Raw genomic sequence first — 20454 nt, 5'->3', positions numbered from 1 at the left:
GTTTATGAGTCATTTATCTCAGAATCCATATCAAAACCTAATACGTGTAATGAGGAGAGTGTTTCTATTGTCAACCTTAAGTAAAGTAATTCAACTTACCGATGAAGAGCAAAAACTTCTCCAGAATGCGACGGAATTAGTTCCATTGTTAAAGGAATATGGAACAAGAATTGATAAAGACATGCATATACCCGAAGAGATTATTGAAAAAGTTTCAAGAGCAGGACTTTTCAAGCTTAGAACACCGAAAAAATACGGTGGATATGAAGTGAGTATACGAGCAATGATTGAAATTGTTTCAGAAGTGGCAAGAGGAAATGGTTCCGTAGGTTGGGTGGTTCAAAATATAAACGGAAATAACTATAGTTCATCACAACTGCTGCCCTCAGAAGTGGTCGATAAGATTTTTAAACAAGAAAACGAGGTGAAATTTTGTTCGGTACTACAAGCCATTAAAACCGTTGTAAAGAAGGTAGATGGAGGCTATTTGGTTGAGTATGGCCGTTGGGCATTTGGTTCTGGGTCAAAGCACGCAACACATGCATTGTTAAATTTAAAAGATGCTAGTGCGATGCAACAAGATCCGAAGATGCAGCTGGCCGTTGTTCCCATGGATGAAATTAAAATTGTCGATGATTGGCATACGATGAGTTTAAAAGGATCGGCAAGTAATAGTTTAGAAATGAATTATGTATTTATTCCCAATGAATATGTTGCTGACGAAAATTTCGAAGAAGTGGATGAGAATAGGTTACAACATTTACAAGGGGAAGATCGATATAAGCATTATTTATTTCTAATTACCAGTATTACAACAGGTATAAGCACTATTCTTGGGCTGGCAAGAGGGGCATTGGAGCACTTTATTGAAAGAGCGCCTAAAAAGGGAATAGCCATGACCATTCACAGATCGCAAGCAGAGGTTGGACACATTCAGTACAAAGTAGGGCTGGCAGCTATGAAGGTTGAATCCGCACATCTTCATATCAATCGATCTATCGACATTCTAGAGAATTATGTACAACGTGGGGAACTATTAAATCAAGAAGATTTTGTACGAATCCAAACGGATATTGGGTATGCTGCTATGTTGTGTTCGGAAGCAGTTGAAATGCTAATGATAGAAAGCGGCGGCAGCGCAATTCTGGATTCGAACAGATTATCGCAAATATTTCGTGACATTAGAGGCGGAGCTAATCATGCGTTTACCACAGCTTCTACCTGCCTAGAGCTATACGGGAGAGTACTTTTAGGATTACAGCCACAGCATATTGTCACGATTAGCAGTGCACATCTAATAAGAAATCAACCTGTTAAGCAGGAGCAAGCACACTAATTAGCGACTATGTAAGTTACAATTAGTACGAAAATTAATAGGAGCCGCTGATCTGAATAACGAGATCAGCGGCTTTTTAGTATGAAAAACGGGGGAAGATTGGTTAACGATAAGTGCAGCGGCGACTATTAAATGTTGTTGTCATAGGCCATTGACAAGAACTTGATCTCATTCCGAGGTTAAAAAACTTGATGGTTTGAATACATAAAAAAATTAAATTGTGGTATAGTCTGCCTGTTGGAAGAAAAACTGAGAAGATAAATTTCCATATTTTATTATATAGATTTGCAAAGGAGTTTTTTTATGAAGGAATTATTCACTATAGGTGACTTATCAAAATTATTTCAGATCAAAATTGCCACACTTAGATATTATGATGAGATTGGGCTCTTGAAACCAGAGTATATAGACGAGAAAACCAATTATCGTTATTATTCAACTCAACAATTTGAAAGGTTAAGTACAATAAAATATTTAAGGGCTCTGGGCTTACCGATCAGCGAGCTTTTGGAGTTTTTCGACTACCGTGATACGGATAAACTGATTGAGATGTTAAAAAGGCAACAGACTGAAATTGCTAATAAAAAGAGAGAATTAGAGTTGGTGGAAAGAAAAATTTCGCGACGCTTGACTCAGATATATGATGCTATAACTAATCCATTAGATACAATTATGGAAGTAAAGCTCCCGAAACTAAGGGTAGCCCATTTAACCCAAGATTATAGACTTGGCGAAGATATTGAGTATCCAATTGCCCAATTGAGAAAAAATTTTAACATAGAAGAAAATATATTTTTAGGTAAAATAGGAATTTCAGTTGCTTTTAAGGACATTCAATCACATGAATTTGACCGTTACAACAGTATTTTCATGGTTTTAGAGGAAGGGGATAAGATACCAAAGGCTGCTGTCATTTTTCCCTCTCGCGAATATTTAAGAGTTCGGTTTAGAGGAACTCATGTCAATGCAGCTCTATTTTATGAAAAGCTGCTTAATTATATAAAAAAACATAATTATAATATCATAGACGATTCTATCGAAATAACATTGATCGACTATGGTATCACTAATAATGTGGATAAGTACGTAACAGAAATATTATTGCCATTTAGTCGTTAATCAAAAAAATAAACCCTCTAGTTACTAGAGGGTTTATTTTTTTAAATATGCCAATTTTGAAAGGAGAGAATCATATTGTTTGGTACAGTCTTTAATGTGCTAATGATTATTGTAGGTAGTATTATTGGGAGTGTTTTTAAAAAGGGAATAAAGAACGAGTACCAAGAAATCTTAATGCAATCGATGGGATTAGCTGCAACAGCACTTGGAATTAATGCAATCGTACAGCATATGCCATCTAGTAAATATCCAGTTCTTTTTATTGTTAGTTTGGCCATAGGTGGATTAATTGGCCAAAAGATCAACTTGGAGATGAAGTTTTCCAATATTGTTAATAGATTTTCGAAAGGTAATTTGTCCGAGGGTTTATCTACTGCTATTTTATTATTCTGTATCGGTTCCTTATCTATACTAGGTCCTGTTGAAGCTGCTCTAAAAGGTGACCTGACCTATTTATTTGCTAATGGGATGTTAGATGGTATAACTTCTATAGTTTTAGCTTCAACATTTGGTTTAGGTATAGCGTTTTCTGCTTTAGTATTATTCTGTTGGCAAGGTTCAATCTATTTAATTGCGAAATTAATAGAGAATTCGTTAAATACAGATCTAATGAACGAGGTAACCATTATTGGAGGTATTTTAATATTATGTTCAGGACTAAGTATTTTAGGAATTAAGAAATTTAAAACACTAAATCTCTTGCCGTCATTAGCAATTCCGCCTCTTATGTTCTTGATCATTTTTGTTTTTAATTTGTGATTATTAAAATCTAATCTAGGTTCTTCTAAGTCACATTAATAGTTTTTTTAGCGCTATTATTTTCACAAAACATACAGTCGCTAATACGTTAGGAGATTACTATAGGTGAAGAAGATGGTTCACAAACGCTGGTCATTATTAGTCTACAAGAAGTAACTGATTCGCTAATGATAAATACAAGGTAGCCTAGGAATGCCTGAATCATATCGTATGATATAGTTGACAACTTGGATACCTTTAATTAAATTTCGTATTGCAAATCAATAACACAATTCCTGACGTTGTCAAATAATAAGAGAGGCTTGGATTTATCCGAGGCTCTCTTGCCACATGAAAGAAGGTAGGTTAAGGTTGTCTCTTCAAATTTTTTGTGATTATCATCCCTATGACGTAAAGAAAAAATTGTACGGGAGACTAGAAGCATGGTCAATGTTTATAATAGTAATATTTACTATTTTCAAGTCTGAAAAAGGATTGATTAAAAAGTCACCGATTAATCTTAAATTATGGTCCTGATAAAATAACTTATAGATGAGATCTATAAAAGTTTTAAAAAAGCTAAATCAATTAAATCGTTATTTGTTACCTTGCGATTTTTGGAGCATGTTGACACTAAAAAGCTTGTTTTTTATGTTGAAGAGGTTATATTAAAAACTCGTAGAGCTTTAAGAAAAAAGGATTAATGGCAGAGTGTGATTCAGATAGTCAAAAATATAAAACGTTCATGAGTGACTTCATTGGTGAAAGTATAAAGTTGGAAATTAAACATCTGCCTACAAAGCCACCATGTGTAAAAAGTTAAACGGATAAAGAATCGGGAAAAAATTATGGTAGATCGCTATTGAGCCGCAATTTCTAGGCCTGCGATCTTGGCCGAAGCGATAGGCAAGCATACGGCTGACTCCGATGTCGATCTCACCTTTCAAAGAAGCGAAGATCCTAGAATGACCAAAAATATCTGGCCAATCTCTATAGAAGAACGTATATCCACTTTAACCATTATCTATTGGGCTGGATGGGCTACTTCCAGTTGGCATTGGCAAGAATCATTGTAAATAATCAGTGGATACGGAAAATGTTTTGCATGTGCTTATGGAGACAGTCAAGAAGGGTACAATACTGCATCCACAAACTTCTTTAATTCGGAAGCGCTTTATTAAGGCTCGCATGTACGGTAATATGAGTGTGTGAGAGTTCGGCAGCTAATTGCTCCTGCTACTCGATACGCTATCGATATAATTTTGTCAGATTGAATAACTAAGACGGAGGATTTAATGCTTTGTATAATATGATACAAAGCAATATTAAAGAGATCCAATCTCAAGGAAAGCAGATGAAATTATGCGACTTCTTCCTGATAAGAGCTTATACAAAACACTTACTTTTAAACTTACACTTGGATCACAGCTTATAATCATACCACTCATTTTCTTTTTAATTTTTGACAACCTTTATTCCATAAACGTATTGCATAAGAAGATCTCTGAATCCAAAAAAGATACCATTGCCCTATATATGAATGAAATTGACTCTGAGTTAAAAAATGTGGATAACTACCTCTTAAGCACTTTAACTTACGATTTGAGTATTCCCAACTTGGAATATGATGACCCGGGAGCGCGAGAGATTGCCAAAGCTAATCTAAAGGAAAACATTGTTCAATCCATGAGTACTTTCAACCTGGTGGACAGTCTCTTTATCTACTCGAGCACCACGAAGGATTATTTGTATTCATATAGTTCACGTACGAACTATCAGGAAAGAATCACGGTTTCAGAGTATATATCGAAACTTGCAAGCGATAGCGGAAATATTGGAACTCTGAAATGGTTTCCAGTGACGATAGGAACTTCGAATTACATGCTGAGAATTTTCAATGTGGGGTCTGTCTATGTGGGGGCGTGGATCAACGTCGATACATTCATTCAGTATATTCATGATCTAGATCTTAATCAAAAGAATTCCTTTATTCTGGCCACTCCACAAGGGGAGGCCATGAATAATAACGATTTTATTCAAAGTTATAACATTGATCTGTCCGGCGACTTAAACACATATTATCTTACTGGAATTAGCAAAAATTATATGGTTATTGGTCAGGATTCAAAAAGAGGGGATTTACGATTAACGGTTGTAGATAATGAAAATAACATTCTTGAAGGACTCAATCTGATTCAGATTGTGATTAGCAGTATAGCGCTGCTATCCATTCTCTGCATCCCCTTAAACTTCATTATATTAAAAAGATGGATATTTAAGCCGATCACCATGATAAAGCAGGCCATTAAGCAGCTTGAGGGCGGAGACTTGAGCCATAATATCATAGTTGAAGATCATCCCTATGAATTTATGCTTCTAATTGATACCTTCAATGGTTTTACATCACAGATTCAGCAACTTAAAATTGAAGTCTATGAAGAACAAATTCATAAACAGAAAGCGGAGCTCCAGTACCTACAGATGCAAATCAATCCCCACTTTTACTTGAATGCATTCAACACTATATATAGCATGGCTCAGATGAATGACTATCAATTAATCCAGGAAATGGTCCGGAGTTTGTCAGATTATTTACGGTATATGGTTCGGGGCAATTTTACGCTTGTTCCGTTCGAGGATGAACTAAAGCATGTCCAGACATATCTTCAAATTCAGAAGATCCGTTCAGGGGAAAATTTAATTTGCCATATCGATGCAGATCAGCAGTTGATGAACTTACAGATGCCACCGCTGATTTTGCACACATTTATTGAAAATATCATAAAGCATGCTCTTACGATGAATGAACCCATAACGGTGTTCATTGAAGCAGCTTGGATCGAACAAGAGAACGGCAAGTATGCAAGTATCACGATCCAGGATAGCGGGAAAGGATTTTCGGCCGAGGCGCTGGAGCGTATCAACTCAGAGAACGTCTGGAATAAAGACGACGGTGCAAGCATCGGAATTTGGAATGTTAAACAAAGGCTTAGGTTGATGTATAGAGATAAAGCCAGCGTAACCGCAAGCAATAATGCTGGTGCTCGTATACAGGTTATATTACCGATAGAAATGGGGCCGATTCAGAATGAATATCCTAATCGTTGATGATGAAATTCAGACCGTCAGAGCGATCAAACACAGCATTGACTGGTACAAGCTTAAGATTGATGAAGTTTATACGGCTCATAACATCTTTCAAGCTAAGGAGTGTCTCTCTGCAACGACAATAGACATCGCAATTTGTGACATTGAAATGCCGCAAGGTAGCGGATTAGAGCTGCTTGCATGGATTAAAGTACATTCTCCAGAGACGAAGAGTATTTTATTGACCTGCCATGCGGAATTTGAATTTGCCAAAAAAGCAATTGAACTTGGAAGTTTTGATTATCTGGTCAAACCAATCCCGTTTGAGGAACTTGAGCAGGTAATCTACAAAGTTGTGTCCAAAATTGCATCAACGAAGCGTTTGAAAGAATATAGTGAATACGGAGAATATTGGATTAATAATCAATCTGTGATTGCTGAAGGATTCTGGTCCGATTTAGTGCAAGGACAACTCTCAACAAATCCTGCGGAAATCGCGCAAAATGCAAAAAAAAGAAATGTCGATTATAAGACGGATGAACGGTATAGGCTTGTATTAATCTGTAAAAAAAGACTTGTTACTAAGCTGGATACTTGGAACCGACAATTGCTCGATTACGCGTTGAAGAATATTGTGGGTGAAATTTTATTCAAAAATGTGAACTCGAACTCCCTCATTATTCTGAACGGTCAATTGATAGCCATCCTAGAGGAGACTGAAGAGAGAAAACATCATGCAGGGAAGATAAAAGAGGTGTGCAAGGAGCTGATCGTCGCTGGTAATACCTATTTGGGATGCAGTGTAAGCTGTTATATAGGTGAATTTGTGTACGGCGAACAGCTCCCTGTAATATTTAAAAGTCTGCTTGAAATCGACAAAAACAATGTTACCTTAACAAGTAAAATATTTGATTACGATGAGCGGGATCTTGATCTTGATTCCCCGATCGCAGCTTTGCAGCCACTTACCAAAGAGTGGACAATAATGTTGCATCAGGGGCAAAAAGATAAATTGAAGTTTGAAATCATGAATTATCTTCATGCTTTAGCCATAGAAGAAAAGCTTAACCTGGAAGTGCTACGCATTGTTCAACAGGATGTCCTGCAAATGTTGTATTCATTTTTGCAGCAAAAAGAAGTTCAAGCGCATCAACTGTTTAAAGATCCGCAGTCACAAGATCTCTATCGCAACTCAATAAGCACCATTGATTATATGAGAACATGGATTCATTATTTCATTGACAGAGCCGTCGATTACACAGACAAGATCGCAAAATCGCAGTCAGTGATTGGAAAAGTAAAGGAATATATTCATACCAACCTGAAAAACGAAATTACAAGAGAAGACATTGCCAATCATGTTTACCTCAATCCCGATTACTTGACTCGAATATTTAAGAGATCTACTGGATTGTCAATTATCGAATATGTGACTGAAGCAAGAATAAAAAAATCGCTTGAATTGTTGAATCATTCGAGTGTGCCGATCAGCATAGTGGCTAGTGAAGTAGGGTATGATAATCTCACTTATTTTTCTAAATTGTTCAAAAAGGCTGTCGGCTGCACCCCTTCCGAATATAGAAGAAAGAGCGCAAAGTCGGAATAGAAAATAATTCAAGTCGGATAATAACCAATCCCATCTGACATGGGATTTTTTTGACTTTATATGACGTTCAGGCTCTGGACAGTAGTCTGAAATTACCATACAGAGATCTGATGAATTAAAGAGTAAAAATGAAAGCGTTTATACAATAAAACTAATCGGTTACAGAACGGCTTGAAAATATCTTTACTGGTTGCCTGGACTGAAATTTTTAAACAGAGGGGAATCAAGAGATGAAAAAGAAAAATAAAATTTTAATTCTGTTAGCTATTATAGCTCTTCTCCTTTCCGCTTGTAGTGGCGAAAACGGTGGAAGCTCAGGCAACAATAGCGGAGAGTCAGGATCACAGGAGAATTCCGTAAAGCCTGACGAGATCGTATATACCTTTCCTGTATATGGAAATATACCAAAAGACATGCAGCTTATAGAAGACCAGGTTAATAAGATATCGGTTAAAGAAATTAACGTAAAAGTAAAGCTGCTGCCAATCAGCGGCGGCAACTGGGGCCAACAAACCAACCTGATGATCTCTGGCGGAGAAAAGATTGACGTCATGCCGGCGATGGACACCTTTAACAGTATGGTTGCCCAAAAAACACTGCTGGATATAACGGATTTGATTGAGAAACATGGCCAAGGAATCAAATCTGCTATCGGGGAGAACTTCTTAAAAGGGACAACAGTTAATGGAAAAGTGTATGGCGTGACCGTCGGAAACGGCAAAGCGGCTGTCCCGAATATTGCTATGAGAAAAGACATTCTGGACAAGTACGGCTTAAGTATTGACAGTGTGAACAACCTTGAGGATATTACCAAGATCTACGATGTTGTATTCAAAAATGAACCGCAGATGGCCATGCTTGTTCCTAGTGGGACAGGCAATGTTACGACGGTGCCTACATCGCTATTGCTCCAATCGAAATACGATAATCTCGGTGACGGTTTAGGTGTGCTAATTGGCAATGAGAACCACAAGGTCGTCAATTTGTATGGGACAGAGGAATATACGTCGCTTCTGAAAACGATGAGAGACTGGTATCAAAAGGGATATGTCCTGAAGGATGCAGCAACTACAACCGAAACCGCTGTTAATCTGCTCAAAGCAGGCAAAGGATTTTCGGAGATCGTCAACGGCGAAGTAGGCTTGGATTCTCAATTGACAAGAAACACCGGACATCCGTTTGTCACGAAGAAGCTACAGGGTGCCTTGATTACTTCAGGCATTATTCAAAATCTGACCTGGGTTATACCAGTTACTTCCAAGAATCCCGAAGCGGCGATGAAGTTCCTGAACTTGACCTATACGCATGCGGACGTTATTAACTTGCTGGACTGGGGAATTGAGGGCAAGCATTATGAGAAGAAGCAGGACGGGACAATCGGCTACCCAAGCGGCGTGGATGCGAGCAATACTGGCTATAGTTTTGGGCAGGATTGGTTGATGGGTAATCAACTGATCGCTAATGAATGGGAAGGTAATGATCCAAATAATCACAAGATTGTCGGAGAAAATAATAAAAATGAGCAGATCTCAATCGCTCTCGGTTTTTCTTACGACAGTTCGAAGGTAAAGACGGAAATTGCGAATGTAAATAATGTAATCGGTCAATACCGTCCGGGACTCGATACGGGAAGCATGGAGCCTGAAAAGTACTTGCAGGTTTTTAATGCGAAGCTGAAAGCTGCAGGGCTGGATAGAATCATCGCGGAGAAACAGAAACAGCTTGATGCTTGGTTTGCCGCAAACCAGAAGTAAAATCATCTTACCATAGGGTACAAATATACGGACTTTGTTGTTACCTATTTGCACCCTATTCAATGGATCAAGTCATAACCGATGGTATGTGATGGGAATAGCAAAAGAATTTTTAAATAACATCCAAGACGTGTCTGTAGCTTTAGAAATTGTCACATACTTAGAACCATTACATCATGGGATGAACAGACTTAATGTAGGTAAAATGGATCTTACTGGACCATTGAAAGAATTAGATGTTTAGATCAATAAAATATCCCGAACAAAAGAAAACAGTTCCTCAGTTGGAGCTGCTTTCTTTTTTTGTAAAATCACATTTTTTCCCGCCCCTGAGTTTTAAATGGAGGTACGCTGCAACATCTTATTTCATCAACACAGTTAATGGTAGCTCTCTGTGCGATATCTTTTATGTTAATTGCATCAAATTCTTTAATCTGTAACAAATCGTTGAACGCTTCCCTTATCGAATATGTGACCGAAGCAAAAATAGAAAACTGCTTGAACATTGAATCATTCGAATGAACCGATCAGCACAGGGGCTAGTGAAGTAGGGTATGATAATCTCACGTTTTTCTCTAAATTGTTCAAAAAGGTTGTCGACTGCATCCCTTCCGAATATAGAAGAAAGAGCACAAAGTCGGAATAGAAATAATTAAAGTCGGATAATAACCAATCCCATCAGCCGTGGGATTTTTTCAACTTTATAAGACGTTCGGACTCTAAACAGAGGTCTGAAATGACCAAACAGAGGTCTGATGAATTAAAGAGTAAAAATGAAAGCGCTTATATAATGAAGTTAATCGGTTACAGAGCCAGTTTGAAAATATCTTCACTGGCTGGTTGGACTGAAATGTTAACAAAGGGGGAATCAAAGTGAAAAAGAATAAGAAATTTATAATCGTATTGACCATGTTTGCTTTGCTCCTTTCCGCGTGTGGTAGCGGAAGTTCTGACAGTAAGAGCGGGGAAAGCGGGTCACAGGGGACAGGAAATTCCGCCATGCCCAACGAAATCGTATATGCCTTTCCGGTATATGGAAATATACCGAAGGATATGCAGCTTATAGAAGACGAAGTTAATAAGATATCGGTCAAGGAAATTAACGTAAAAGTAAAGCTGTTGCCAATTAGCGGCGGGAACTGGGGCCAACAAATCAACCTGATGATCTCCGGCGGAGAAAAGCTTGATGTTATGCCAAACTTAGGCAGTTTCAACAGTATGGTTGCTCAGAAGACTCTGCTGGACATAACGGATTTGATTGAGAAGCATGGTCAAGGAATCAAATCAGCTATCGGGGAGAACTTCTTAAAAGGAACAACAGTTGATGGAAAAGTGTATGGCGTGACCGTCGGAAACGGCAAAGCAGCCGTCCCAAATATTGCTATGAGAAAAGACATTCTGGACAAGTACGGCTTAAATATTGACAGCGTAAACACGATTGAGGATATAACCAAGATTTACGATGTGGTATCCAAGAAGGAACCGCAAATGGCCATGCTTGTTCCTAGTGGGACAGGAAACGTGACTACCGTGCCTTCATCGATACTGTTTCAATCGACTTACGATAATCTGGGCGATGGTTTAGGCGTGCTTCTTGGCAACGATAACACCAAGGTTGTCAATTTATATGAAACAGAGGAATATACATCGCTCTTGAAAACGATGAGAGACTGGTATCAAAAGGGGTACGTTCTGAGGGATGCGGCAACAACAACCGAAACCGCGACCAATCTGCTCAAAGCAGGCAAAGGATTCTCTGAATTCATCGGCGGCGAAGTAGGGCTGGATGCTCAATTGAAGAGAAACACCGGACATCCGTTTGTCACGAAGAAACTGCAGGATTCCTTGATTACTTCGGGAACTATTCAAAGTCTGACCTGGGTTATACCGGTTACTTCTAAGAATCCTGAAGCAGCTGTGAAGTTCCTTAATTTGACCTATACGAATGCGGACATTATCAACTTGATTGACTGGGGCATCGAGGGTAAGCATTATGAGAAGAAGCAGGACGGAACGATTGGTTATCCGAGCGGTGTGGATGCGAGCAATACCGGCTATGGCCTTGGTCAGGATTGGCTAATGGGCAATCAGCTGATCGCTCATGTATGGGAAGGCAATGATCCGAGTAGCTATGACACTCTCAAGAAAAATAATAAAACGGCACCCATCTCAATCGCTCTTGGTTTCTCATACGACAGTTCGAAGGTGAAAACGGAAATCGCGAATGTAAACAATGTAATCGATCAATACAGGCCGGCACTCGATACGGGAAGCATGGACCCTGACAAGTACTTACCGGTTTTTAATGCGAAGCTAAAAGCCGCAGGACTGGATAAAATCATTGCGGAGAAACAGAAACAACTTGACGCCTGGTATGCTGCAAACCAGAAGTAAAATCATCTTACCACAGGGTACAAATATGCGGACTTTGTTGTTACCTATTTGTACTCTATTTCATCCAGCATGCAAAAGGTAGTAAGGAGGATCCCTTTGAACACAAAGATCAAGAAAAGAAAAAGCATGATTCCGATGTATGTGATGATGCTGCCCGGACTGTTGTATCTGCTGATCAATAACTATATCCCGATGGCTGGACTTTTTATTGCTTTTAAGAGCACTGATTTCTCCAAAGGTATTTTTCAAAGCGATTGGGTAGGATTTGAAAATTTCAAGTATCTCTTTAGCACATCCGATGCATGGGTGATCACGCGGAATACAATTTTGTACAATGTAGTGTTTATTATATTGGGAACTGTACTGGGTGTAGTAGTCGGCATTTTGTTAAGCGAGCTTACCAGTAAATTTCTGTCCCGGTTTTATCAAACGGTCTTGCTTCTACCGCAACTGATGTCCATCATTATTGTCGCCTATATCGCTTACGCCTTTTTAAGTATGGACACCGGTTTAATCAACAACACAATCTTGCCTCTATTCGGCATAGATCCTATCTCTTGGTATATGGAGCCTTCCTATTGGCCGTATATCCTGACATTCATTTACCTTTGGAAGGGATTAGGATATTCTTGTATTATTTACCTTGCTTCGATTCTTGGTATCGATAAGTCTCTCTATGAATCCGCAGAAATTGATGGGGCAGGAAAATGGAGACAAACCCTCTCCATTACCTTGCCTATGCTTAAACCTACCATCATTACTTTGGTATTGATGTCAGTCGGGAGGATTTTCTATGCGGATTTCGGCCTGTTCTATCAAATTCCGATGAATTCCGGAGCTCTCTACGATACGACTAATGTTATTGACACTTACGTCTACCGTGGGCTGCTGCAGATGAACGACATTGGGATGGCCTCGGCGGCAGGCGCATACCAATCTGTGGTTGGGTTCGTAGTTATTCTCCTGGCTAATTATATCGTCAGGAAGTTAGACAAAGACAATGCGCTATTCTAAGAGGTGAAGAGATGAACAATTTAATCAATAAGCGTACACTATTTCAAATCAGTAATAACATCATATTAACCCTATTGGCATTGGCAAGTATTTTGCCGTTCCTGCTGCTGGTGGTTTCCTCCTTTGCAGACGAAGCGACCTTGACTCTTAGCGGCTACTCATTTTTCCCTGAGAAATTCAGCCTGGACGCTTACAAGTACTTATTTCAACAAAGCTCCATGTTATTAAGGGCTTACGGGATTACACTTCTAGTAACGGTTGTCGGCACAAGCGTGGGGCTGCTCATGACATCTATGCTTGCCTACCCGCTTTCAAGAAAAGATTTCTCAAAAAGAAACGCATTCACTTTCATTGTGTTTTTCACCATGCTTTTCAACGGAGGGCTGGTACCTTCCTACTTGATGTGGACCAGTTTCTTTCATATTAAAAATACCATTTTTGCCTTGATCATCCCCAATCTATTATTAAACGCCTTTAACGTGCTGCTCATGAAGAACTATTACTCCAACAACATTCCTCCGGAATTGATTGAAGCCGCAGAGATGGATGGAGCTGGGGAATACAAAGTATTTTTTAAGATTATTCTTCCGCTCTCCTTACCGATTATGGCAACTGTGGGCCTCATGATCGGGATCGGCTACTGGAACGATTGGACGAACGGCTTGTACTACTTGACCGATCAGAATTTGTTCAGTCTGCAGAATGTATTGAACTCGATCTTGACCAACATCCAATTTCTCAGCACCAGCAACGTAAGCCAGAAGGTTACCACAGAACTGCCAAGCACCAGCGTTCGAATGGCAATCGCTGTTGTGGGAATGCTGCCTATTTTGGTGCTCTATCCTTTCTTCCAACGATATTTTGTAAAGGGAATTACCATTGGATCTGTCAAAGGCTAGAAAGGGCAAAGGTCTCGAAAAGGAGTGCATGAATTTGTCGATCGTTAACAGAAACAGCAAATGGATTTGGACCGCGGGGCCTTATGACCGGGACAGCGCTTCGTTTGTATACTTCAGCAAAGAAATACATCTGGAACAGAAGGTACAATCCGCGGTTCTGAGGGTTAGCGCAGACTCAAGGTATCGCCTTTATATCAATGGCATTTCCATTGTCCAAGGGCCTTGCAAAGGAGACGATCAAGTCTGGTTTTACGACGAGTTGGAGGTTAGAACAGCGCTGCGGCCGGGTGTAAATGTATTCGCAGCGGTTGTCCTCCGCTATCCACAGCAGCATGAACGTGGAAACCATTCCGTCTGGAGAACGGATATGCCGGGCTTGTATCTGGATGGAACCATCTTGCTGGAGGGAGGAAACGAGTTTTCCATTGAAGCCGATGAAACGTGGAAAAGCTTCTATGAGGATCGCGTTCAACTGGGGCAGGCCAATCCTTATTTCGACCCGCTGTATATTGTTGAGACCGCAGAAGGGAACATCCGCACATGGGGTTGGAAGCAACCCGGCTTTGATGGCCATGATTGGGCGGGAACTAGGGCTTATTTGGACAACCAAGTCAGAAGAGCAATCAGTCCCGGTGGAATGACACGCAGGCCGATTCCGTTCCTTTATGAGAAGCCAAGCAGGTTCAAAAGTGTGATATGTGCCAGAACGCCGCATACAAGTACCGATGAGTGGGAGAAGTTGATCGAAGGCCAAAGTGACGTTACAATCCCACCTTATACGAAGTCTGTTGTTGAGATCAGTGCTGGACTTGAGACAACGGGCTTTCTGGAAACGGCGTTTGCCGGAGGTGAAAACGCAAGAGTCTCTATTCTTTGCGCTGAAGCGTACGTCTATCCCCGCAAAGACCAGAACGGGCATATTCCTACTCCTGCGAAGGGAGACCGAACCGACTACACCCATGGTTATTTAGAAGGAACTCCTGACTTGTATCGGGTTGGCGGTTTCGGTACGATTGAGCGTCCGGAGGAATATGAGCCCTTCTGGTTCCGAACGTTCCGTTTTATTCAGATTACTGTGGAAACTGAAGAGGAGCCCTTGATCTTTACAAGGCTGGGGTTTCGGGAGACGGGTTATCCGCTTGAGGTACAGACTAAGGTGGAAACCTCAGATGAATCCTTAAAAGCGATTTGGGAGATCAGCGAGCGAACCTTGCGTCTTTGCATGCACGAAACCTATGAGGATTGCCCGTATTACGAACAGCTTCAATATGCGATGGATTCTCGGTCCCAAATCCTGTTTACGTATAACATCGCTGCAGATGACCGCTTGGCAAGAAAGTGCATGGATGATTTCTTTCGTTCCCAGCGTTACGATGGTCTGATCAATAGCTGTTATCCATCTACCGGGCCTAATGTCATTCCCGGCTTCGCCGTCTATTATATTCTCATGATCCATGACCATATGATGTACTTTGGCGATAAGAAGTTGGTTGAGAAGTATATGCCCTCCATCGAAAGAGTTCTTCAGTTTTTCGACCAGCGCTTGGATGAGACAGGATTGACGGCAAGGACATCCGAAGGAGGGATGGGAAACCCTTATTGGTCCTTCGTCGATTGGGTAGCAGAATGGAATACCGGCGTACCGAATGCCATCTATAAAGGCCCTGTAACTTTTGATTCTCTTCTATATCGGATGGGACTTCTGGCTGCGGCAGAATTGGCTGGTTACGTGGATCGACCCGATTTGGCGGCAAATCTCCTGCTGAAGGCGGAAGGAATCAAACGAGCAGTACTTGCACACTGCGTCGGGAGAGACGGTCTGATTCAGGATGGCCCTGGCATAGATGAATACAGTCAGCATGCTCAGGTGTTTGGGATTTTGACCGATGTCGTTAGCGGTTCGGAAGCAGCCAAATTGATGGAATTGGCCTTGACGGATGCATCCTTGGCCCCATGCTCTGTTGCGATGGCCTATTACCTGTTCCGAGCGGTGGAGAAGGTCGGTCTCTATCACCAAACGGATGAGCTATGGACACTTTGGAGACAGATGCTGGCGAACAACCTCACAACTTGTGTAGAGGATAGTGTATCCGAGAGAAGTGACTGTCATGCCTGGGGCGCTTTAATTCTCTATGAACTTCCGGCAATTGTTCTGGGAGTACAACCGGCGGAACCAGGTTACGAAAGCATCCAGGTAAGACCTACTCCCGGATATCTAACCTGGGCGAAAGGTGAGGTTGTCACACCGAAGGGTCTGGTCAAAGTAAAATGGGAGAAGGCTGAAGACGGGAGCATCGATCTCAAAGTCGAGACGCCTGAAGGGATAAAGTATGTGTGTTAATTCAACCAAAGAAAGTGCCAATTTCATCCAGGGAGAAACAATTGATCAATGTGTATGAAGATGTTGTTTACCAGCAAATTGAGAGCTTCGATGCGGTATTTACAGAAGCATCCACAGTGACGATAGTTAATGTGAGCAAATGTTACCATTATAGTTTTAAAAGAAGGAGTCGAGATAGCAGCTTTTGTAAACAGGGAGAGGTTGCCTCCGAATATAGAGAAAGAGCAGAACGTCTCTGTACAGCTGTAGTTGCAAATTGTTATTTGAAGCTATAGGCGAGGAGAGCGAATTCAACTTTTATAAGTGGAGGAGCGAACAGCTATGAATATAAAACTGATTACGACCACCTATGAGGATGACCGCAAGAATACGCATCAGGAAAAGATAGATTTTTCGCCTGACCAAGGTGTGGAAATGAAGGTTGTGAATATCTATCCTGAAATGGTATATCAAACGTTTGATGGCTTTGGTGCAGCAATTACCGAGGCAGCAGGCCACACTTTTTCCTTAATGAGTGAGGAAAGTCAAAAGCACATACTGAATGCTTATTTTGGACCTAATGGGAACCGCTATAATGTGCTTCGAACTCATATGGATAGCTGCGATTTTTCCTTAGGACAATATGCCGCATTGAATGATCCGGAGGATAGAGAGTTCCAATCTTTCTCTCTGGAGCGAGATGAACAGTATATTATTCCTCTTTTAAAAGGGGCGCAGCTAACAGCCGGTAAATCATTAAGCGTGATGTTGTCCCCTTGGTCACCGCCTGACTTTATGAAAACAAATGCTCAACGAACCTATGGAGGGTCCTTGAAGCCCGAATATAGAGCATTCTGGGCTGATTATATTAGCCATTACATTAAAGAATACCGTAAAAAGGGCTTTGAAGTAGATATGCTGACCATTCAAAATGAACCCAATGCGGTACAAACATGGGATTCCTGTTTGTATACGGCCGAAGAAGAGAAAGAGTTTTTACGTGATTTCTTATATCCTTCGTTAGTGAAAAATGGTTTACAAGATATCGAAGTTCATATTTGGGATCACAATAAAGAAAGAATGTTTGAACGGGCGTGTACAATCATCGATAAAGAGACAGATCAAATGGTCAGTGGAGTAGCTTTCCACTGGTATACAGGTGAGCATTTTGACGCTATACAGCTTGTCCATGAAAAATTCCCTGACAAGAAGTTGATATTTACAGAGGGTTGTGTGGAATATAGCAGGTTTAGTTTGGCTGGACAATTAGAGAACGCCCAAATGTACGCCTATGACATCATTGGGAATTTGAATGCCGGAATGACAGCCTTCATGGACTGGAATCTCATCCTCAATAAAGAAGGCGGTCCTAACCATGTAAACAATTTCTGTGATGCCCCGATTATGTGTGACACAGAACAGGATATCGTGCAAGAAAAGCTTTCTTTTACGTATATTGGTCATTTTAGCCGTTATATAGAGCCAGGAGCCAAACGGATTGCTTCCACAAAATACACCGACAAGTTACATCTAGTATCCATGAAAAATCCTAATGGGTCCATTGTGGTTGTTTTGCTTAATCGTTCGAATGAAGAGGTACCAGTAACATTACGGATGGAAGGGCAAGTTGTGGAGTTCTTGGTACCTGCAAGTTCGATTGTAACTGGATTCATAGAAAGATAAATTGGTATTCTTTAATTTATCAAGTAAAAAAGAAGATGCACATCAATAAAAACATATGAGAGCATATACGCATAAGAAGTCGCCATTATCGGCGACTTTTTTGTTGTAACGATATAAGTTCTTGTTCCCAACCTAAGGACAATCTTGTTTGATGCTTATCTAATTTAAGTGGAGTTAAAGGGTAAGAAGTTATATGATTATATTTTAGGTAATATTAACTTTTTTTAAAAAAAAGAGTTTTAAATCTAAATAATAAATGAAATATATATAATTACCCAAAGGTACATGTACACCTTGCCCTTTTGGACGATGATGCTTCTCAGTATAAATCTTAAAATAGGTTCAGAAACAAAGATAAGTTCTGATGGGAGTGAGGAGTTTAATGGCTAAATATTTATATCGACTGGGGTTATGGTCGGTTAGTAACCGCATCAAAGTTATGATTGGAGGCTTAATGCTAGTAGATGACATGGAGGCAAGCACGTCGATATTGTTCAGGCGCTGACAGGACTTTTACCTACTAGGTAATGGCCAACATCATTGGTGTACCCAAAAGATATTCTTATAACTTTAAATCCTTTTTGGAGTGTAATAGTTGATTATGTTTTAGTTAATTCAATTATGACAATATTCGATTCCTGTCGTATTCCCGTTTCCTTCAGGAAGTAGGGTGGATTGTGTTTCTGATTTAGAATTGGAGCAAACTTTAGAAAACAACATTGTAGGTAATCAGAATATTGGATGAAGCAGATAACTTACGTAAAAGATAACTTTCATAAAAGCACCTTTAGAAAGGGAAGGTAAACATCATGAATAATTCAAATCAAACGGTACCAGAGAAAGAAGTATTGAGCGTGCTCAGTGGTGAAAGCGGTGAGAACCCATTTCCGTTATTCGCAAAGATACGAGCAATGGGAGCGGTTGTTCCTATACCATTTCCGATAGGAGGAACAGATCGTCAAACATGGATGGTTACTCGTATGGAAGAGGCAATGCAGGTGCTTAAAGATCATACCCGTTTTACTGCAGACCGAAGATCTATTAATGACAACAGTGACATCGAGCAAACTCTAACTGACAATACTGCCCCGTCCGCTACCCCTGACTTTCTTACCGAATCGATCAATTCTGTCGATGAGCCCGATCATCGACGGCTGCGTACGTTGGTGTCCAAAGCTTTTACTCCCAGATATATGGAAAGCTTACGCCCTCGCGTACAAGAGATTGCTGATGAATTACTCGACCAGGTACAGAAAAAAGGTGAGATGGACCTCGTCAAGGACTATGCTTATCCCTTGCCAATTAACGTCATTTGCGACATGATCGGGGTACCTCGAGCAGACCGGGCACAGATTCATGTCTGGTCTTCAGCGATCGCGCACGGCCTCGGACTGGGAAGACAAAAGCCTGAGGTTGCGGAGCATCTGCGAGCTTTCGGTGAATATATCGCGCAACTTGTGGACAACAAACGGCAGCATCCTGCTGATGACTTGATCAGCCAACTGATCGCTATAGAAGAAGAGGGGGATCGGCTCATTGAAGCAGAACTGCTCTCGATGATCAAGTTATTGATCTTTGCCGGACATGAGACAACCTCAAACTTGATCTCCACCGGCACTTTGATGTTGCTGGATCATCCCGACCAACTTGAGAAGCTCAAATCCGACCTTAGTCTGGTTCCTTCGGCTGTCGAAGAACTGCTACGCTTCAATGGGCCTTCCACAATCGCCGGGCCGCGTTTTGCCACTGAGGATATCGAGCTCGCCGGACAGCAGATCAAGAAGGGGGATGTGGTCATTCCCGTATTGAAATCAGCGAATCGGGATGAGCGCCAGTTTACAGAGTCAGAGGAGCTGGATATTACGCGCAAGATCAATCGTCATCTCGCCTTTGGACATGGCATCCATATGTGTTTAGGGGCGCCGCTGGCCCGCGTGGAAGGAGACATTGCGTTTACCACCCTGCTGAGACGCATGCCTAACCTACGACTCAGCGTCCCTCGGGAGAACGTCACCTGGAACTTCATGCTTAGCTCACAAGGGTTAACCTCCCTGCCCGTTTCTTTTTAGCGAGGGAAAGAATTTAATGTATCGCGTGAAGGGCAGACCCGACGAAATGAAAAGTACGGCTATCTGTACCTCGCATCGGACAAGTCGACTGGTAAGGAGTTCGTCTTCGAAGGTGGGTGAAGTGGACATTAGTATCGAAGGAAATTAAGAGGCACCTGCTCTTCGCGGAGCAGGTGTTTCCTCGTCTAGTTTCAATCGATGGTGGACAAGACCGGTGTTGCGTTCGGCGGTGTAGACATCCTTGTGAACAATGAAGGCATTATGGATGACTACCGTTTGTTGGAACCTGGACGATGAACTCTGGAACCGCGTGATCCACTCATGTTGGCTCCGCTCTTTAAATGGCGCTCATCATAAGACAAGAATGTAGCTCCCATAAACCGCCACTGGGGTGCCTGTTTGTTGCCTATAGAGATGACAGTGCCGGAAGGTTCG

General features: G+C 41.0%; 14 protein-coding genes. All 14 read left to right on the top strand.

The window, feature by feature from the left end; genetic code table 11:
* Positions 1-67 precede the first annotated feature (67 nt).
* Positions 68-1336 (top strand): acyl-CoA dehydrogenase family protein, encoded by a 1269-nt coding sequence (locus ACUUJN_RS13365; RefSeq protein ID WP_484668567.1) that lies wholly within the window; start codon positions 68-70, stop codon positions 1334-1336.
* 303 nt (positions 1337-1639) lie between these two features.
* Entirely contained in the window at positions 1640-2455 is an 816-nt protein-coding gene (locus ACUUJN_RS13360) for a MerR family transcriptional regulator (RefSeq protein ID WP_484668566.1), read from the top strand.
* Positions 2456-2530: 75 nt separating this feature from the next.
* The gene (locus ACUUJN_RS13355; RefSeq protein ID WP_484668565.1) at positions 2531-3214 is read left to right on the top strand and encodes a DUF554 domain-containing protein; all 684 of its coding nucleotides are present in this window, start codon (positions 2531-2533) and stop codon (positions 3212-3214) included.
* 958 nt (positions 3215-4172) lie between these two features.
* Positions 4173-4355, top strand: coding sequence for a group II intron maturase-specific domain-containing protein (locus ACUUJN_RS13350; RefSeq protein WP_484669755.1), 183 nt, complete (start codon positions 4173-4175; stop codon positions 4353-4355).
* A gap of 719 nt (positions 4356-5074) precedes the next feature.
* On the top strand, positions 5075-6301 hold the full coding sequence (locus tag ACUUJN_RS13345; protein ID WP_484668564.1) for a sensor histidine kinase: 1227 nt from the start codon (positions 5075-5077) through the stop codon (positions 6299-6301).
* A complete protein-coding gene (locus ACUUJN_RS13340; RefSeq protein WP_484668563.1) occupies positions 6282-7886 on the top strand; it encodes a response regulator transcription factor in 1605 nt (534 codons plus the stop codon). Before ACUUJN_RS13345 ends, ACUUJN_RS13340 begins: the two co-directional genes overlap by 20 nt.
* 230 nt (positions 7887-8116) lie before the next feature.
* Positions 8117-9640 (top strand): ABC transporter substrate-binding protein, encoded by a 1524-nt coding sequence (locus ACUUJN_RS13335; protein ID WP_484668562.1) that lies wholly within the window; start codon positions 8117-8119, stop codon positions 9638-9640.
* A gap of 873 nt (positions 9641-10513) precedes the next feature.
* On the top strand, positions 10514-12034 hold the full coding sequence (locus ACUUJN_RS13330) for an ABC transporter substrate-binding protein (RefSeq protein WP_484668561.1): 1521 nt from the start codon (positions 10514-10516) through the stop codon (positions 12032-12034).
* A 126-nt stretch (positions 12035-12160) separates the two neighbouring features.
* Positions 12161-13048 carry an ABC transporter permease gene (locus ACUUJN_RS13325; protein WP_076265089.1) on the top strand — a complete coding sequence of 296 codons (888 nt, stop codon included), beginning with the start codon at positions 12161-12163 and terminating at the stop codon, positions 13046-13048.
* Between the two features lie 11 nt (positions 13049-13059).
* Complete coding sequence (locus ACUUJN_RS13320) at positions 13060-13947, top strand: carbohydrate ABC transporter permease (RefSeq protein ID WP_484668560.1); 888 nt, start codon at positions 13060-13062, stop codon at positions 13945-13947.
* A 34-nt stretch (positions 13948-13981) separates the two neighbouring features.
* Entirely contained in the window at positions 13982-16288 is a 2307-nt protein-coding gene (locus ACUUJN_RS13315) for an alpha-L-rhamnosidase-related protein (protein WP_484668559.1), read from the top strand.
* A 321-nt stretch (positions 16289-16609) separates the two neighbouring features.
* Positions 16610-17950 carry a glycoside hydrolase family 30 protein gene (locus ACUUJN_RS13310; protein WP_484668558.1) on the top strand — a complete coding sequence of 447 codons (1341 nt, stop codon included), beginning with the start codon at positions 16610-16612 and terminating at the stop codon, positions 17948-17950.
* 382 nt (positions 17951-18332) lie between these two features.
* Positions 18333-18455, top strand: coding sequence for a hypothetical protein (locus ACUUJN_RS13305; RefSeq protein WP_484668557.1), 123 nt, complete (start codon positions 18333-18335; stop codon positions 18453-18455).
* A gap of 304 nt (positions 18456-18759) precedes the next feature.
* Positions 18760-20019, top strand: coding sequence for a cytochrome P450 family protein (locus tag ACUUJN_RS13300; RefSeq protein WP_484668556.1), 1260 nt, complete (start codon positions 18760-18762; stop codon positions 20017-20019).
* Positions 20020-20454 lie beyond the last annotated feature (435 nt).

The organism is Paenibacillus sp. LRG-1 (assembly GCF_057220305.1).
Note: the sequence above shows the minus strand (reverse complement) of the source record. Positions and strands in the feature narration are given on the sequence as shown.

What these genes read in the sequence shown, in the direction of transcription:
- ACUUJN_RS13325 (WP_076265089.1), top strand. Translation starts at nt 12,161, where the DNA reads ATGATTCCGATGTATGTGATGATGCTGCCCGGACTGTTGTATCTGCTG.
- ACUUJN_RS13335 (WP_484668562.1), top strand. Translation starts at nt 8,117, where the DNA reads ATGAAAAAGAAAAATAAAATTTTAATTCTGTTAGCTATTATAGCTCTT.
- ACUUJN_RS13340 (WP_484668563.1), top strand. Translation starts at nt 6,282, where the DNA reads ATGAATATCCTAATCGTTGATGATGAAATTCAGACCGTCAGAGCGATC.
- ACUUJN_RS13305 (WP_484668557.1), top strand. Translation starts at nt 18,333, where the DNA reads ATGGCTAAATATTTATATCGACTGGGGTTATGGTCGGTTAGTAACCGC.
- ACUUJN_RS13310 (WP_484668558.1), top strand. Translation starts at nt 16,610, where the DNA reads ATGAATATAAAACTGATTACGACCACCTATGAGGATGACCGCAAGAAT.
- ACUUJN_RS13320 (WP_484668560.1), top strand. Translation starts at nt 13,060, where the DNA reads ATGAACAATTTAATCAATAAGCGTACACTATTTCAAATCAGTAATAAC.
- ACUUJN_RS13300 (WP_484668556.1), top strand. Translation starts at nt 18,760, where the DNA reads ATGAATAATTCAAATCAAACGGTACCAGAGAAAGAAGTATTGAGCGTG.
- ACUUJN_RS13345 (WP_484668564.1), top strand. Translation starts at nt 5,075, where the DNA reads ATGCTGAGAATTTTCAATGTGGGGTCTGTCTATGTGGGGGCGTGGATC.
- ACUUJN_RS13360 (WP_484668566.1), top strand. Translation starts at nt 1,640, where the DNA reads ATGAAGGAATTATTCACTATAGGTGACTTATCAAAATTATTTCAGATC.